At 68.0% G+C, this 16540-nt stretch carries 18 protein-coding genes; 8 read left to right on the top strand and 10 right to left on the bottom strand.

The genetic code is table 11. From position 1 onward, the window contains the following. Positions 1-2: 2 nt before the first annotated feature. From LQK89_RS16995 to LQK89_RS16975, 5 genes are all read right to left on the bottom strand, one after another. Complete coding sequence (locus LQK89_RS16995) at positions 3-935, bottom strand: NADH-quinone oxidoreductase subunit H (protein ID WP_231050843.1); 933 nt, start codon at positions 933-935, stop codon at positions 3-5. Beyond that, complete coding sequence (locus LQK89_RS16990) at positions 928-2049, bottom strand: hypothetical protein (RefSeq protein WP_231050842.1); 1122 nt, start codon at positions 2047-2049, stop codon at positions 928-930. The genes LQK89_RS16995 and LQK89_RS16990 overlap by 8 nt, the downstream gene beginning before the upstream one ends. Next, the gene (locus LQK89_RS16985) at positions 2046-2396 is read right to left on the bottom strand and encodes an NADH-quinone oxidoreductase subunit A (RefSeq protein ID WP_160470200.1); all 351 of its coding nucleotides are present in this window, start codon (positions 2394-2396) and stop codon (positions 2046-2048) included. The genes LQK89_RS16990 and LQK89_RS16985 overlap by 4 nt, the downstream gene beginning before the upstream one ends. A gap of 81 nt (positions 2397-2477) precedes the next feature. Continuing rightward, positions 2478-4679, bottom strand: coding sequence for a heavy metal translocating P-type ATPase (locus tag LQK89_RS16980; protein ID WP_231050841.1), 2202 nt, complete (start codon positions 4677-4679; stop codon positions 2478-2480). Beyond that, positions 4676-4933: a heavy-metal-associated domain-containing protein gene (locus LQK89_RS16975; RefSeq protein ID WP_231050840.1), complete on the bottom strand. Its 258-nt coding sequence runs from the start codon at positions 4931-4933 to the stop codon at positions 4676-4678. Before LQK89_RS16975 ends, LQK89_RS16980 begins: the two co-directional genes overlap by 4 nt. A 50-nt stretch (positions 4934-4983) precedes the next feature. Between LQK89_RS16975 and LQK89_RS16970 the strand changes: the two genes are divergently transcribed. The 8 genes from LQK89_RS16970 (at position 4984) to LQK89_RS16935 (ending at position 11748) form a co-directional block, all read left to right on the top strand. After that, positions 4984-5703, top strand: a complete 720-nt coding sequence (locus LQK89_RS16970) for a hypothetical protein (RefSeq protein ID WP_231050839.1) — start codon at positions 4984-4986, stop codon at positions 5701-5703. Between the two features lie 38 nt (positions 5704-5741). After that, positions 5742-6056 (top strand): metal-sensitive transcriptional regulator, encoded by a 315-nt coding sequence (locus tag LQK89_RS16965; RefSeq protein WP_056120637.1) that lies wholly within the window; start codon positions 5742-5744, stop codon positions 6054-6056. A gap of 94 nt (positions 6057-6150) precedes the next feature. After that, complete coding sequence (locus tag LQK89_RS16960; RefSeq protein WP_231050934.1) at positions 6151-6612, top strand: hypothetical protein; 462 nt, start codon at positions 6151-6153, stop codon at positions 6610-6612. A 104-nt stretch (positions 6613-6716) separates the two neighbouring features. Beyond that, positions 6717-7319 carry a DUF305 domain-containing protein gene (locus tag LQK89_RS16955; RefSeq protein WP_231050933.1) on the top strand — a complete coding sequence of 201 codons (603 nt, stop codon included), beginning with the start codon at positions 6717-6719 and terminating at the stop codon, positions 7317-7319. Positions 7320-7648: 329 nt separating this feature from the next. After that, positions 7649-8395 (top strand): M23 family metallopeptidase, encoded by a 747-nt coding sequence (locus LQK89_RS16950; protein ID WP_231050932.1) that lies wholly within the window; start codon positions 7649-7651, stop codon positions 8393-8395. Continuing rightward, a complete protein-coding gene (locus tag LQK89_RS16945; RefSeq protein ID WP_231050931.1) occupies positions 8392-10026 on the top strand; it encodes a multicopper oxidase family protein in 1635 nt (544 codons plus the stop codon). Before LQK89_RS16950 ends, LQK89_RS16945 begins: the two co-directional genes overlap by 4 nt. A 260-nt stretch (positions 10027-10286) precedes the next feature. Continuing rightward, a complete protein-coding gene (locus LQK89_RS16940; RefSeq protein WP_231050930.1) occupies positions 10287-10937 on the top strand; it encodes a recombinase family protein in 651 nt (216 codons plus the stop codon). Continuing rightward, on the top strand, positions 10930-11748 hold the full coding sequence (locus tag LQK89_RS16935; RefSeq protein ID WP_231050929.1) for a hypothetical protein: 819 nt from the start codon (positions 10930-10932) through the stop codon (positions 11746-11748). The genes LQK89_RS16940 and LQK89_RS16935 overlap by 8 nt, the downstream gene beginning before the upstream one ends. Positions 11749-11752: 4 nt before the next feature. On the opposite strand, the gene LQK89_RS16930 is transcribed toward LQK89_RS16935, so the two are convergent. The 5 genes from LQK89_RS16930 to LQK89_RS16910 form a co-directional block, all read right to left on the bottom strand. Then, positions 11753-12082: a hypothetical protein gene (locus tag LQK89_RS16930; protein WP_231050928.1), complete on the bottom strand. Its 330-nt coding sequence runs from the start codon at positions 12080-12082 to the stop codon at positions 11753-11755. Next, the gene (locus tag LQK89_RS16925; protein ID WP_231050927.1) at positions 12079-12852 is read right to left on the bottom strand and encodes a ParA family protein; all 774 of its coding nucleotides are present in this window, start codon (positions 12850-12852) and stop codon (positions 12079-12081) included. The genes LQK89_RS16930 and LQK89_RS16925 overlap by 4 nt, the downstream gene beginning before the upstream one ends. Positions 12853-12943: 91 nt before the next feature. After that, positions 12944-14848: a hypothetical protein gene (locus LQK89_RS16920; protein WP_231050926.1), complete on the bottom strand. Its 1905-nt coding sequence runs from the start codon at positions 14846-14848 to the stop codon at positions 12944-12946. Between the two features lie 212 nt (positions 14849-15060). Beyond that, positions 15061-15300 (bottom strand): hypothetical protein, encoded by a 240-nt coding sequence (locus tag LQK89_RS16915; protein ID WP_160470210.1) that lies wholly within the window; start codon positions 15298-15300, stop codon positions 15061-15063. Positions 15301-15368: 68 nt separating this feature from the next. Further along, positions 15369-16511, bottom strand: a complete 1143-nt coding sequence (locus LQK89_RS16910; RefSeq protein ID WP_231050925.1) for a geranylgeranyl reductase family protein — start codon at positions 16509-16511, stop codon at positions 15369-15371. Positions 16512-16540 lie beyond the last annotated feature (29 nt).

Below are 16540 nucleotides of genomic sequence, written 5' to 3'. Positions count from 1 at the left end.
GGTCATCCCTTTCCCATCACGGTCAGCACCGACGTGACCAGCAGCTGCAGCAGGACCAGCGGCAGCACGAGGACCCAGCCCAGCTCCGCAAGTCGCTGTGGCCGGATCGCGGGCATCGCACGTCCGAGCAGCAGGAACACGGCGAGCAGCGCACACGTCTTCACCAGCACCCACAGCGCCGACGGGAGCAACGGACCGGCCCCGCCGCCGAGGAACATCGGGACCGCGAACGCGGCGCCCGCGACGAGCAGGCACCAGCGGCCGGCGAGGACGAGCAGCCGGTCGACGCCCGAGAGTTCCCCGACGACACCACCGGCGATGTCTGTGCCGGCGGGAAGAGCGAACGGACCCCACGCGGAGAACGCAGCCACCGAGGCGCAGTAGACGATGAACGCCACCGGCATCGTCAGGGCGAACCAGATCGGTTGCTGCGCCGTGACCACGTCCGTCAGCCGGAGACTTTGCGCACCGATGGCGGGGGCGGTCAGGGCGAACATCAGCGGGATCTCGTACGCCAGGGCCTGCGCCAGGAACCGATACCCGCCGATCAGTGGGTGCACGCTGTTGCCGCCCCACCCGAGCAGCCACCACAAGGCCCACAGGGACACGTCGACGGCGTTGAACCACACCACACCAACTGGGATGTCCAGCGGTACGAGTGCGCCGACGGGGACGGCGAGGGCGGCGAGGAACGCAGCGACAATCAGCCCGGACCCACCGATCCGCCACAGAAGGGAGTCCGCGCCGAGCACGGATCGACGTTGCTGGCGGAGGAGTCGGCCGGTTTCTCGGAACGGCGAGAGGACCCGAGCACGCACCGGTGTCCCGCGGTCCCGTGCTGCCAGGGCGGCGTTGCCGCTGGCTGTCGCGATGGCGAGGAGGACGACGACGATGGGCAGGACGAGCGCCCAGACGGCGCTTCCGGCATCAACCATGATGATGCCCTCTCGTCGTGCCGGCCCGATCGGTAGTGTCTGTGCGACTGGTGGGGTGCACCGTGAGCGCGGCGACGACGAGGCGGGCGCTGCCGATGTCGCGTCCTTCGACCAGCGCTGGGATCTCCTCCACCGACGTCGCCGGCTCCGACTCGACCTGACGTCCGTTGAGGGCGGCATCTGCGCGCTCAAGGCGATTGAGGAGGACCGTGCGGACGTCGACGTCAGGTTGAACCTGGAGGCCACGCAAGGACCAGCGGAGCATCACGGAGCGCTTAATCCTGCGGCGCAGCGGCCCGAGGCGCTTACACGCCTGCTCGAGACGGCCGGTCACCGCAAGGTCCCGCACCCGGAGCGTCCGGGCTGCAGCGGTACCCCATCCGGCGAGGGCGAGCACCTGAGCGGCTTGGTCGAGCGCGGAGGCCGGCCCGTTCTGCGATTCCGCCCGCCCGTGATCGTCGACGTCGACCATCGAGGCGGAGGCGTCGGTGATGGTGTCGCCGGCAAGCGTCACGTCCAGGACCACACCCGCTGGCCAGACCGGCAGAATCGGACCGAGTCGCCGGTGCAGCACGTCCATCTCCAGCCCGTCCCGGTCATCCGCACCACCGGCGAGCGGGTAGCCCCCCGGACCGCTCATCGACATGTGATCCATCGACATGTGGTCGTGACCACCCATGGTCATGTCGTGGTCCTGCATCGACTCGCCAGCGTCGTCGGCGTCGCTCGAGTGCTCATATTTCGGGTGTTCGTCTTCCTCGGAGTCCCGACCATCTGTGTTACCGATCGCGTTCTCGCGTCCGGCGGAGCGCTGCGCACGTCGGTCCGCGAGTGCTTCCTGCGACGCGGTGAGGACGGTGCCAACCTCATGGGGGTCGGTGACCGTGACTCGGTGCTTCGGGTACGGCATCTGGTCCCAGACACGGTCGATGACGGTGCGCAGCTCTGGTCCGGGTGTGCCGCACACGAGCAAGACGTCACTCTCGGCCGGGTGGACGGCGAGGACGTGACCGGCAGCCGCAATCGCTGCTTCCACTCCCATTCGGACATCGCTGTTGCCGGGGACCTCGACGAGGAGCACATGCATGAGAATCCGGCTCTGACCTCCGGTCACACCCAACGGAACGCTCCTTCCCGCCAGGCCCAGACGACGCCCGCCAGGAGCACCCCGAGGAAGACGAACATCTCGATGACCGCCTCTGCACCGATCTGCGCGACAACGACAGCCCACGGGTACATGAAGAGCATCTCCACGTCGAACGCGAGGAACACCAGCGTCATCGGGTACCAGCGGGTGTGGAAGCGTGAAAGTGCGTGTTCCTGGAGGTCCCACCCGGACCCGAACGGCAGCACGTCCTCGCGGACCGGAGCGACGGCCGTCGCTCGAGACAGCAGCACCACAGCGGCGATGCCGAGCAGTGCGATACCCAGCACGATGCCGACGGTGATGTACCCGGACATTCGATCTCCTTTCCGAACGGGCATACCCCGGAGGGGTAATGCGGGTGAGTGTAGGCGGGCGACGGGCCCGGTGTCCGCCGGTCAGCGAGGCTGGAACGTGCGAAGGCGCAGGCTGTTGCTGACGACGAAGACCGACGACAGGGCCATGGCTGCGCCGGCGATCATCGGGTTCAGCAGGCCGGCCATCGCGAGCGGGATCGCGGCGACGTTGTAGGCGAAGGCCCAAAACAGGTTCACCTTGATCGTGCCGAGGGTGCGGCGGGCGAGCGCGATCGCGTCCGCGGCGGCGCTCAGGTCCGCTCGGATGAGGGTGATGTCGGAGGCTTCCATGGCCGCGTCGGTGCCGCTGCCCATCGCGATCCCGAGGTCCGCGGCGGCGAGAGCGGCGGCGTCGTTGACGCCGTCGCCGATCATCGCCACGGACCGGCCCTGCTCCTGCAGCCGGGTGACGGTCTGGTACTTGTCTTCGGGGCGCACCTCGGCTTCGACGTCGTCGATGCCGATCTCGGCGGCGACCGTTCTGGCGACGTCTTCGGCGTCGCCGGTGAGCATCACCGTCCGCAAGCCCATGTCGTGCAGGCGTCGAATTGCGTCCGGGCTGGTCGACGCGATGGTGTCCGCGACGCTGATGACGCCGCGAGCTGCGCCGTCCCACGCAACAACGACCGCGGTCGCGCCGCCCTGTTCCGCAGTCCGGACCGCGTCCGTGACCGCACCGGGGATGGTGATGGCCCACTGATCGGTCAACCAGGCAGGTCGGCCGACGAGCACGAGGACGCCGTCGATGACGGCTTGGACGCCGAGCCCGGCGGTGGACTGGAACGTGTCCGCGGTGGGGTGGTCGGTTGCTGCTGCGGTGATGGCGCGGGCGATCGGGTGTTCTGACCCTGCTTCCGCGGCGGCGGCGAGGGCGAGCACCCGGGTGTCCGTTTCCCCGTCGACGGCAGTGACCTGGTGGACGCTCATCCTGCCGGTGGTGACGGTGCCGGTCTTGTCGAGCACGACGGTGTCGATCCGGCGGGTGGCCTCGAGGACCTGGGGGCCGCGGATGAGGATCCCGAGCTGGGAGCCACGGCCGGTCCCGACGAGCAGCGCGGTGGGTGTTGCCAGCCCCAGGGCGCATGGGCAGGCGATCACCAGGGTCGCGACGGCAGCGGTGAACGCGGCTTGCACGTCGCCGGTGAGCAGCAGCCACCCGATGAGGGTCAGCACCGCCAGGCCCATGACGATCGGGACGAACACGGCGGAGACCCGGTCGGCGAGGCGCTGCACCTCGGCCTTGCCGGTCTGCGCGGACACGACGAGCCGGCCGATGCGGGCAAGCTCGGTGTCCTGTCCGACACGGGTGGCTTCGACGATGAGTCGGCCGCCGACGTTCACGGTCGCGCCGGTGACGGTGTCGCCGGGCCCGACCTCGACGGGGACCGCTTCACCGGTCATGACGCTGGTGTCGATCGCGCTCGTGCCGTCGGTGATGGTCCCGTCGGTGGCGACGCGTTCACCGGGACGGACCACGAACCGGTCCCCGACCTGCAGCGCTGCGGTCGGCACCTCGGTCTCGACACCGTCCCTGAGCACCCGGGCCGTCGGTGCACCCAACGCGAGGAGCGCTTGCAGGGCGGCGCCGGAGCGGTCCTTCGCGCGGGCCTCGAAGTACCGGCCGGCGAGAAGGAACACCGTCACCGCGGCGGCCACTTCGAAGTACGGTTCCGGGGCAGCGCCGGGGTGCGGGAACCAGGAGAACGCCATCCGCATCCCGATGTGCCCGGCACCGCCGAACACGAGCGCCCACACGGACCACACGGTCGCAGCGGCGACGCCGACGCTGACGAGCGTGTCCATCGTCGCGGCCCCGTGGCGGGCGTTGATCGCGGCAGCGCGGTGGAACGGCCACGCCCCCCACACGGCGACCGGCAGCGCCAGCACCAGGACAGCCCACTGCCACCCCGGGAACTGCAGCACCGGGATCATCGACAGCGCCACCACCGGCACGGCGAGCACCGTGGACACGATCAGCCGCCGCCGCAACGGCGCGAGCTCGTCAGTGTCCGCACCGGCCGGTTCGGGCAGGTGCGCGCCGTACCCGGCAGCTTCAACGGTGCGAATCACGTCGTCGACGGCGAGGTCCGCAGGCAACGTGACGGAGGCGCTTTCCGTGGCGTAGTTCACGCTCGCGATCACGCCGGGCAGCTTGTTCAGCTTCCGCTCGATCCGGTTCGCGCACGACGCGCACGTCATGCCCTCGATCGTCAGCTCAACCGGCGGTGTGCTGGTCGTTGTCATGATGCGACCAACGTGTAGCCGGCCTCCTCCACAGCGGCGGAGACTTCCTCCTGCGGCAGGTCGCGGGTGCTGGTCACCCGAGCGGTGGAGACACCGCCAACGTTGAGGTCGATCGTCACGTCCGTGACGCCCGGCACGGCGCTGAGTTCCTCGTTGACACTCATCACGCAGTGCCCGCACGTCATGCCCGTGATGCCGTACGTGTTCGTCAGCTGCTCGCTCATCGTGGTGATCCCTTCGTCGTCGACGCTCATCAGGTACCCTAGGGGGGTACCGTAGCGAGTGTAACGCTGGGCGGGCGGATGTGTTCCCGATCCACCGAACCGGCACCCGGAAAGAGGACGTGATGGCAACTAGGAGCGATTCGCGCGAGCAGGCGCGGCAGAAAGCCGCTGACGGCAGAGCGAAGCAGCAGCGCAGCCGCACCCGCCGGCGGTGGCTGCTGGGCGCCGCCGTGGTCATCGTCCTCGCCGCGATCACCACGATCACGGTCACCGCCCTGACCCGTGGCGACGACACGGCGCCGACGGCGTCCGGGGTGACGGCCGCTCCGCCGTGGCCTGCCCCCGCGGATACGGCGGCGCGGGCGAAAGCTGCGGGGCTCGAGGTTGCGGGGATGGAAGGTGCGGCGCTGCACACCCATCAGCATTTGTCCGTGTCCGTGGACGGGAAGCCGGTGGCGGTGCCGGCGAACATCGGCATCGACATGCAGCGGGGCGGCATGTCCGCACTGCACACCCACGACACGTCCGGCATCGTGCACGTCGAATCCGCGAAGGTGCAGCCATTCACCCTCGGACAGCTCTTCACCGAGTGGAACGTCGCCCTGCGCGACGGGCAGGTCGGCGGGTACGTCGACGGGAAGAACGGCCGGCACGTCGCCGTGTTCGTCAACGGCACCCGCACCAGCACGCCGCTGCCGGATCTGGAACTGCAGGACCAGCAGGACATCGCCATCGTCATCACCCGCGGGGTCGCCACCCCGATCGCGCCGGCTCCGTTCGATTGGTCGACGGCGTCATGAGCGCCGCTACCGTAAACGGTGAACCCCGAGGAGCGTCCATGACCGACACCACCGCGCCCGCAGCCGAGCACCACCACGGGTACATCACCGCGAAGGACGACTACCTCAAACGGTTGCGCCGCATCGAGGGGCAGGCCCGCGGCCTGCAGCGGATGGTCGACGAGGAGCAGTACTGCATCGACATCCTCACTCAGGTGTCCGCGATGACGAAGGCGCTGCAGTCCGTCGCGCTCGGTCTGCTGGATGACCACCTCGCGCATTGCGTCACCGACGCCGTCGCGGAAGGCGGCGACGCGGCCGCGGTGAAGCTCAAGGAAGCTTCCGACGCGATCGCCCGCCTCGTGCGCGCCTGAACACCCCCTGCCCACCAGACGGGGCGGTTGTTCTCTCAGCGCTCGTCCTGCACCATAGAACCCGCACCCCGACCAGCCATCAGTACGGATCCGCATGCTCACCACCGCGAACACCACGCGCCGCCGCCTGCTGCTGCAGGCCACGGCGGTGCTGGCGTTGCTGCTGCTGGTCGGGTTCACGGTCCTGATGCACAGCATGCTCGGCCACGCGACCACCGGCGGTCACGCCATGACCGCCACGTCGAGCATGACGGCCGAACACACCCACAGCGACGCCGCCGGACACGGTGCGCACACCGCCGCGCCGGCTGGCGCGGCGATGAGCGTGCTCAGTGACGCCGACTGCGATGGCGGTCTGTGCGCGCTGATGTGCTCCCTGATGGGGATGGCCTGCGCGCTGACGATCGCCCTGTTCACGTGGGCGCTGCTCGGCGCCCGGAACGGTGGGGTCCTCTACGTCCTCGCACGGCTGCTCGCCCTCGGAGACCGTGTCGCACGCCGCGTCGCCGCACCCAAGCCGCCATCACTGACGGCGCTGCAGATCATCCGTATCTGATCCATCCCCGACGGGAGTGCTCCCTTCGGGAACTCCCGCATGCCCAGAACACGGGCAGGTATTCGCCTGCCCGGACCACCTGACGCATTCCCGGGAACGGACTCATGAACACCACCATCACGCGCACCCTCGCGGCCGCCGCCGCCCTCACCATCGGCCTCACCCTCGCCGGCTGCTCCACCAACAACGCCGCGTCCTCCGACAACTCCTCCTCGTCGTCCTCGTCGGCGGCGTCGGCGCACAACGACCAGGACGTCATGTTCGCGCAGCAGATGCTGCCGCACCACAAGCAAGCCGTCGAGATGAGCGACATGCTCCTCGCCAAGGGCTCCGCCGTGGACGCTGACGTCGTCACCCTCGCCAAGCAGATCAAGGCTGAGCAGGGTCCGGAGATCACGTCCCTGACCAGCTGGCTGAAGCAGTGGGGTGAGCCCACCGAAATGTCCAGCATGTCTGGGATGGACCACTCCTCGATGTCGGGGATGATGTCCGACTCCGACATGGACGCCCTCGACAGCGCCTCCCCGGCGGACGCCGGAAAGCTGTTCCTGCAGCAGATGGTCGAGCACCACACCAGCGCCGTCGACATGGCCAAGACCGAAGTCGACAAGGGCAAGAACACCGACGCGGTCGCGATGGCGAAGTCGATCGTGTCGAGCCAGACCGAGCAGATCACCCAGATGAAGGACATGCTCAAGGCCCTCTGAGCCCCGGCGTGGGTCGCGGCGGGCTCCCCCCTTCCCGCCGCGGCCCACGACCGGTCCCACCCACTGCTCCCGCCCGTTTCGCGCTCGGGCACCCCACCTTTCGGCCTGTCGACCACCATCACTCTTGGAGCCTGTCCGTGCCCCAGCAGCACCTCCACACCCCCACTCGCCTCACACCCCTGACCCGCCGCGAAGCCCTCGCTGCCGAACGAGCCGCGCGCTCCAGCGTCCGTCGCCCGGCAATCACCAGCGCACCACGGCCGGTGGCGCGGCCGCTTCCTACCGTGACGACGCGACCTACGGCACCGGTCCGCTCATTGCGATCCCGCGTGCTGACCGTGGTCCCGATCACCGGCGCGGCTGCGGCGATGGCACTGTTCACCGCTGCCGCCGCGCTGCCCGCGCAAGCAACCACCGGTCCCGCAGTCGTCGTGCCCGGGGTCGCTCCCGTCGCCGCAGGCCAGAGCTTCACCGCGTCCGGACTGGCGCTCGCGGCCGACCGTGACGGGTACACGATCACCAAGCCAGCACCCAAGCCCGTCATCACCAGAACCGCACCCGCCCCAGGGGCAACGACGATCGGCTCCATCGCAACGAAGCAGAGCACCCCGGTGACCACGGGCGGCACGATCGTGAACACCGGAACTGGGGACATCCGCTGGCCCGTCGCCGGTGCCACCACGGTCAGCTCACCGTTCGGTCCCCGCAGCGCCCCGTGCGCAACCTGCTCGTCCATCCACCAAGGCGCCGACATCACCCCCGGCGCCGGCACACCCATCGGAGCCGTCGCCGCCGGCACCGTCCGCGTCTCGACAACGCACCCCGAGTACGGGCAGTACGTCATCATCGACCACCAGATCGACGGCCGGCTCGTCTCCACCCTCTACGCGCACATGATCTTCGGTTCCTCCCCGCTCCGACCAGGTGACACCGTCGCCGTCGGCCAGCTCGTCGGCCTCGTCGGCAACACCGGCGCCAGCACCGGCGCCCACCTCCACCTCCAAGTCATGCCCGGCGGGACCACCCCCATCGACCCCATCGCCTGGCTCACCGCAAACGCAGGACGAACACTATGACTCCTCGATTCCGCATCGCAGGTACCGATGACACCGACCAGACCGCGAAGCAGCCGCTCGCACGGCACCTGACCCGCCGTGCGGTCCTCGCGGGGGCGGCAACAGCATCTGGCGCAGCCGTCCTGGCCGCCTGCGCCCAGCAGAGCAACAACACGTTGGTGTTGCCGACCGACCCAGTGATCGCACGAACCGAGCAGCGCAGAGCATCCGACGGACGGGTGCGCAGCTACACACTTACCGCCGCCCTAACCTCAATCGACCTCGCCGGCACCACCGCGACAACCTGGGCGTACGGTTCGAACGTTCCTGGTCCGCAGCTCCGAGTGACCGCCGGCGACACGATCGACGTCGTCCTGCACAACACGCTCCCTTCGGCCACATCCATCCATTGGCACGGCCTCGCCTTGCGCAACGACATGGACGGGGTGCCGCCCGCAACGCAGACAGCCGTCCCATCCGGCTCGTCGTTCCGCTACCGCTTCAAGGTCGACCAGCCCGGCACCTACTGGCTTCACCCGCACGTGGGCCCGCAATTGGACCGGGGCCTCTACGCGCCCCTCATCGTGGACGACCCCCACGAGCCAATGCAGTACGACGACGAGTGGGTCATCGTTCTCGATGACTGGCTCGATGGCGTCACTACAACACCCGACACCGTCGTCAAAGAGCTCCAGAAGAGCGGGATGGGCGGGATGGGCGGCATGGGAGGGATGAGCGGCATGAGCGGCATGGGAGGGATGAGCGGCATGAGCGGCATGAGCGGCGATTCCGGCTCGTCGGCACCCACACGGAAGGGCAACCTGCTTTCCGGGACGAACTCCGACCTGCTCGGTGGCGACACCGGCGACGTGTACTACCCCTACTACCTCATCAACGGACACCCGAAACAGGACCCGCAGACGTTCTCCACCAAACCCGGCAAGCGCATCCGTCTCAGGATCATCAACGCCGGCGGCGACACAGCATTCAGGCTGACTGTCCAGAACCACCCACTCACCGTCACCCACACCGACGGTTACCCCGTGAAGCACCAGCTCACCGACGCAATCCTGCTGGGCATGGGTGAACGCTACGACGCCCTCGTCACCGTTCAAGACGGTGCGTTTGCCGTCATCGCCGAAGCAGTCGGGAAGAACGACCGAGCCGTCGCGGTGCTCCGCTCCAACCCGTCAGCCAGAACTCCAATCCTCTCCGACGCACAACCAGAAGGAACACGGACGCTCAACGCGCTCCAACTCCACGCAGCCAGTGACGTCAACCTTGACAGCAAGCGCGTCGACAGGACGGTCGATCTCGCCCTCACTGGAGGGATGTCCCGCTACGACTGGGGATTCAACGGGAAGCAGTTCTCCATGAGCGACCCGCTCAAAAACGCCGCCGTCGTTCGCCAGGGAGAACGCGTTGCGCTTCGCTTGCGCAACAAGACGATGATGTGGCACCCGTTCCATCTGCACGGCCACACATTCCAACTCCCGAACAGCGGGGCCCGCAAGGACACCGTCATCCTCAAGCCGATGCAGGAGATCGCTGCCCTGTTCGACGCCGACAACCCCGGCGTCTGGGCTGCCCACTGCCACAACGTCTATCACCAGGAAGCCGGCATGATGACGTTCGTCGGGTACGCAAAATAGTTCGCGACCGTCACACCTGAACACGGTTCGCATCCCTCATCCATCCACCAGGGCGGCGACATAAACCCCGGCGCCGTCCGCGTCTCGGATACGGGCAGAATGTCATCGTCGACCACCAGACAGCCCCGTGCAGCGGCCGCGATCGTCAACCGGACACCCGAGCCCTCGGGCGCCAGGCGCGGCGTCCTGCGCCGGCGGACTGTCCGGATAGGTAGTCCGAAATAGATTCCGGTGAGGATGCCCTATGTGAGACTGTCAGCATGGAAACCGGATGGGTGCTCGGCTACGCCCGCGTCTCTACGGCAGGGCAGGATCTCACCGCACAGACCGACGCGCTTCTGGCGCTCGGGGTGCCGGCTGATCGCGTGTTCACCGACAAGGGGATGACAGGCACTCGACGGGACAGGCCGGGGCTGACCTCAGTCCTGGCGGCGTGCCGTTCCGGCGACACGTTGGTGGTCACCAAGCTCGATCGGCTCGCCCGCTCCTTACGGGATGCAACGGACATCGCGGAAGAGCTGACGCGCCGCCAGGTGCGGTTGAACATCGGCGGCGCCATCTACGACCCAACCGACCCCGTCGGCCACCTGCTGTTCAACGTCCTGGGCATGGTCGCTGAGTTCGAGGCCGACCTCATCAGGGCCCGCACTCGCGAGGGCATGGCCGTGGCGAAGGCACGGGGCAAGCTCAAGGGTCGGAAGCCCAAGCTCTCCCCCGCACAGGAGCGTCACCTCGTCGCGCTACACCGTGCCGGTGACCACTCCATCGCTGAACTCGTCGAGCTGTTCGGAATCGGGCGCGCGACGGTGTACAGAGCCTTGGATCGCAACCCGACTCACGTCTCTTCGGATCTGACCTTGCCGAGAGCTGAGGGCAGCAACAACGCTGAGATAGCGTCTGGTCGTGGATAAGTTCCTCAGCAACCCCGCCGGCCGGCTATACCGATTCCTCGAGCACTGCGCACAGGAGAACGGTAACGACACTGTCCTGCAGGGTTGGCGCCGCTACCTCGAGCTTCCCGAAGGCTCGTCCGCCGTCGCGATCCTCACCGGCGTCGCCCCATTCTTCCCATTGCCGGACCTGATCGCCGAGCAGCTCATGACCATGGACGATGCCGACGAACACCTGGACGACTTCGCACCCGCGCTCGATGCTGCCCGCGAGGCGCTGTCGATCGCGGTTGAGTCGACCGTCCATATGACTCAGATGCAGCGGCGATTCAACCCGGGCCACGTTCAAGCCTTGCGGCACTGCAGTCGAGTCCTGCAGCGCCTCCCCTCCGCCGGCCTCCCGTCAGACGATCAGTTGAACGAGGTGCGAGCGAGCGCGCAAAGCCTCGTCGACGCGATCCTCGCCGCAACCGATCTTCCGGCCACCGTCCGAGAGACACTGCTCGGCTATGCGAATGCAGCGATTCGCGACGTTGACCTCTTCAAGGTGGGCGGCCTCGATGCCCTGGTGCGGGAAGCAAATCGCTTCCGTGGCCAGGTGGCGACCAGTCCTGGGTCGATGCTCCCACCCGCGAAGGAAGAAGGCGTGTGGGCGAATCTCAAGCGGTTCGCGACGGCACTGGGGATCGTCGTGGCGATTAGCCATGCACCGATCGCCATTGGTGAGGACATCGAGGCTTACAAGCAGCAGCTGCTCTCCATCACCGCACCGGCACCGGCGGTACTCGTCGCGCCGGGACCATCCTCGGCGCTTGAGGGCGATCCTTCCTAGCTATCTAGATAGATTGGTCGTCGCGCGGCAGGAGGTGTCCGTACTTCTCCTCGATCGCCAGTTCAATGGACACCCGAATGTCTTGCCTCTGTGTGATCTTCAAGTGATCCAGGAGGTCCTTGGTTCGCTCGTTGACTCGGGTTCCGAGCTGTACCGTCACCTCTCGCTTCGGGGCAGGGAGCGGCGTGCTCACCCGCGACGACGGGCCACGACGGGGTGTGGCCTCAACTGGCGACGGCAGGGGAACGTCGATGGGGTCACGCCCGAGATCAGGAGCAGGCCGGGGCACACGGCGCACGGGCAGCGTGGGCCGGTCGCGCTTCTCTTCGGTCATGCGATCACCTTGCCCAGGATCTCCGAGTACGCATCAACGACCGGCTGTCCCTTCCGAAAGTCGCCGTACCACTCGTGCGTAGCTCGAACGTCCTGGACGACCGCGCGATCGGGCACCAACGGGTACAGGACGGTGCCAAGCTCGCCGAGCTGCTCGAGTGCGTATTGCTCGATCCGGCGCTGGACGGTCATGCCACGGAAGGCGCCCACGACGATGCCGGCTTCGCGGAGCTTGTCGGTGGCTCCCAACAGCCGACGTGAGTCACGGAAGCGCTGCACGCTCGTCATGGCTCCTTCGACGCCACTGATGCCGTCCTCGTCCGGCTTCGCGGCGTAGATGACTGCGTCTGATGCATTCAAGGCGGACAACGTAAGTGGGCCGCCCTGGCGGTTGGGGCAGTCAAACACGACGAGGTCCGCAGTTGTCCCGTCGAGCGACGCCTTGAGGCGGAGCTCGGCATAGTCGGCCTGTTCGCCTTCCCTAATGGACACGCTTCGGCTCGACGGCAGGACACTGAGATTCGGGTGCCAGGGCGACGTCACTGCCATCTCGTCCATCCACCCCGTCGGCTCAGGGTCCGCGAGGATCGCGCCAACGTCGAGACCCGGCTCCTTCGGCTCGACCCCGATCCACCTGCTCGCCGCGGCGCGCGGGTCGAGATCCACCAGGGTGACCTTGCGCCCCCCGATGGCGGCAACAGTCGCAAGTGACACGGCGGTGGTGGTCTTCGACACCCCGCCGGACTCGCTGTAGACCATGATTGCTTCCATCCCACGAGTCTATCTAGATAGATGAGTAGATAGCAACTATCTAGACAGATACATAGCTATCTAGATCTGACTCAAAGAACGAGCTAGATAGCTACGCAGCCAGCTCGAGATCACGAAGGTCCTGCAACAACCCACCGCGCACGAATCGCATCGCGGCCTGATGGTCTGCGCGGCCATCACTCGAACACGGGTACAAGGGGTACGCCTCGGGGCCGCCACGCTCATCCTCAGCACGGAACAACACCGCCTGAGTCGTCGGTACCCGATCGCGACCACGTCGGCCACCCTTGCGGATCAGGTGGTCTTGCCACCATGCCCACAGATCGCGCTCGTCTCGGTACTGAAGTTCTCGCCGCTGGAGAGCTCCGTGGACTTTCCCGCCGAGCTTCTTCGCCGCTTGTGTGCGGTAGTCGAGCCGCCGTCTACGCCAACCTGCGGCTGAAACGACAACAAGGGCGTACCGGCGGAGACTTGCGAGCGCGGCGCGCGTTCGGCCCCGGGGTAGTCCTGCACGCTCAGCCACTGTGTGGACGGCGTTCTCCGTGGTGGTCAGGCTCTCGTACGTCCTGCGAGCTGTGGGGCCGAGCCCCGCGCGGGTGAACACGTCGTGTCGGCCAGCAGTGATCCGATCCTCCAGCACCTCAAGGAGTGCTGCTCTGACGTCGAAGAGCTCGGCCGGGGGGCGGGCGGTCACATCGTGAAGTGGCCCGACATGTTCGCCGGGTGTGGAAAACCGCCCGCTGAGCCGCCAGATGGCCGCGTTGGGGCCGTCCGCCTGGCGTCGTCGGGAGATCCAGCCGGCCTCGTGGAGGCGGCGGAGGGAGCGGTCGACGGTGCTCGAGGGGATGCCGGTGGCGATCGCGACGGAGCGGAGGGCTGCTGCGACGTCGCGGGAGCCGGTGCGCAAGGAGAGCCAGGCGAGGTAAGTCAGGACGGTGCTGTCGTGGAGGTCTGCCTCGGTGCGGGTCCAGCGGCCGGGGGAGGCGGTGAACGCCAGGAGCATGGCGTCGACGACGTCGACGATGCCGGTCAGCTCGGTGAGGTCGCGCTGGGCGCGTTCCTCGGGTGCGTACCGGTACAGCACGGCCCGCTCCTGCGCCTTCGCCCACTGCCGCTCGAGGCGCGCGGCAGCCTCGGCCGCGGTACGCCGTTCGCGGCCGCCGGTGGGGCGGTTGCGGGTGCGGTAGTGCTCCATGCCGGGTGCGGTCTTCGCGGCGTGCTCGACGTCGGCGAGGGTCCATCCGGACACCGCGGCCGCAAGCAGGCAGAGGTAGCCGGTGCGGGACGGGTCGCGGCCGCCGGCGACGGTGGCCATGTGCGCCTCACCCCACGCCGGCAGGGACCGATGCGCCCGGTGGCGAGCGTCGACGGGGCCGGTGGGGGAGGAGTCCGCAGGGTCGACGGTCGGTCGGAGCTCGCGGAACGCGGCCGTGACGCGGAGCAGGTCGCCTGCGGTGACGGTCGGGGTGCGGAGCACGTCGACGTCGTCCGCGCCGCCCATGACGGTTGAGGCTCCACCGCGAGCGTGCGGGGCTCCTGGCGGCCGTACGGCGCCGGTGCGGTCGTTGCAGAGCATCCCGTGGTCGAGCGTCGGCAGGACGGCGCGTGCGGCGTCGGCGAGCTGCACCATGACGGCCTTGTCAATGCCAGCGAGGGGGACCCAGACGTGGAAGCCACCGGTGGGGCTGGACCGGCACACCACGTGGGGGAGGCCGGTGTCACGGAGGATCCGGACAAGGACGCCGAGGTCCTCGGATGCCTGCTCGAACGCTTCGGGGGTCTTGGCGTCGAGGTCGAACGCGGCGAACCAGAACCGACCGTCGAGACTCGTCAGGTCCATCGCCCACGGCGTCGTTGGCGGGTTCCCGTTCACCGGGTACTTCGACGGGTAGCTGTTCGACCGGATCACACCGTCGGCCTCAGCGATCATGCGGTTCACGTACCGGCGGGGCGCGATCGCGCGCGTGAGTTCCCACGGGTTGTCCACGGTGGACACGCGGGCAGATTCGTACGTGCTGGACGCAGCAAGGTGCGTTACGATGGCGACACCTCCCCTCCTCGGAGTGGTGGTACGACGAAGGCTCCCGGCTCCAACCGGGCTTCTTCTCTCGGAACCTCACGACCTGAACTGTTTGGCGACTACCCAGGTTGTGAGACATGACTTTCGGGCCTAGCCCGGGACCCCCGCCTCGGCGGGGGTTCTGTCGTTTACGCGGCTGTGTGGGCGACCTCCGGGGTCTCGTCCAGGACAGGCAGAGCGCCGTACTCAGCGACGAGCTGTGCACGAAGCCGCTCGAGGTAGAGCGAGAAGCTCAGGTTGCCGGACGCCTTGGCGGCGTCCTGGAAGTCCTTGCCTGTGTCGGGGTGAAGGGCGATGTCGCGGATCCGCGCGGGCTCAACGCCGCGGGGAAGGCGATTGCGCTTCACACCTGCATTGGATCCGGTCATAGGCACGAGTGTGGTGTTAACCCGCGGTCTATTCGGGGACGCTGGTGCGGCGTGTCGGATTCCCGTGCTCACTGGAGCCACCCCGCGACGACCTGCACCCACCGACGACGGAACGCACGGACGAGCGTGGTCTCGCCGCGGCAGAACCGGATGAAGTAGCTCCGGCCCATCGGGGTCTTGGAGATCAGGAAGTGGAAGGCACCGGGGAAGCGGGTGAAGATGCGCAGCAGCTTCTCGCCGACGGTGATCTCGGGCACGAGCTCTGCCTGCACCTGAGCCTCGTACCGGTCGAGCGCTGCGACGTCGCCGTTGGTATGCGCGGCGGCCGCGATCCCGGCCCACTCGCCGGAGCGGAGCGCGAAGGAGATCCCTTCGCGCGTCCACGGCTCGAGGAGCCCGGCGGTCTCGCCGGCGAGGACGACGGTGCCGCGTCGGAGCGGGGAGTCGGACGCGCGCCACTGGGTCAAGTGGCCGCTGCTGCGGTCCTGCTCGGTGGGGTGCAGGTCAAGCCGCTTGATCCACGCGTCTAGGTAGGAGCGAGTCTGCTCGCCGTAGCCCTTGCGCTCGATGACGCCGACGGTGAGGGTCTTCTCCTTGGGGAACACCCATGCGTAGGTGCCGGGGCGAGGACCCCAGTCGAGGAGCACGCCGGTGGTGGCGTCTTCGGGGCGGCGGGGGACCTCGACCTCGAGGCCGAGGTCTGCACGCTCGATCCGGACGCCGACGTGGCGACCGACGCGGCCGCCGGAGCCGTCTGCGCCGATGACGACGCGGGCCAGGAGCTCGTCACCGTCGCTCAGCGTCAGCCGCGTGTGCCCGTCCTCGTCTGCGAGGGAGCGCACGTTGGCTCCGTCGCGGAACTCGGCGCCGGCCTCCTTCGCGGCGTCGACGTTCGCCTGGTCGAACCGCTCGCGGTCAACCATCGCGACGAACGGTGCACCGGTGCGGACACGGGTGACGCGGCCCATGCGGTGCGAAAAGCCCACCTCGGGCACGTCGGCCTCGATCGTGGCGAGGGCGTGCTCGTTCATGCGGTGTCGCGACTGGCCGATGATGCCGCCACCGCAGGTCTTGTACCGGGGGAAGGTCGCCTTATCGAGCAGGAGCACGCGCGCACCACCGAGAGCGGCGTAGCGTGCAGCGGTGGCTCCAGCGGGGCCCGCTCCAACGACCACGACGTCCCATACCTGATTGGCGTCTGTGTCCTGCATGAGGCACGAGCCTACCCGGGATCGGACGA

Origin of the sequence: Curtobacterium sp. C1 (assembly GCF_021049325.1) — a bacterium.
GTDB classification, from domain to species: Bacteria; Actinomycetota; Actinomycetes; order Actinomycetales; family Microbacteriaceae; genus Curtobacterium; species Curtobacterium citreum.
The sequence above is the reverse complement of the archived record's forward strand: the minus strand, read 5'-3'. Positions and strand labels throughout refer to the sequence as shown.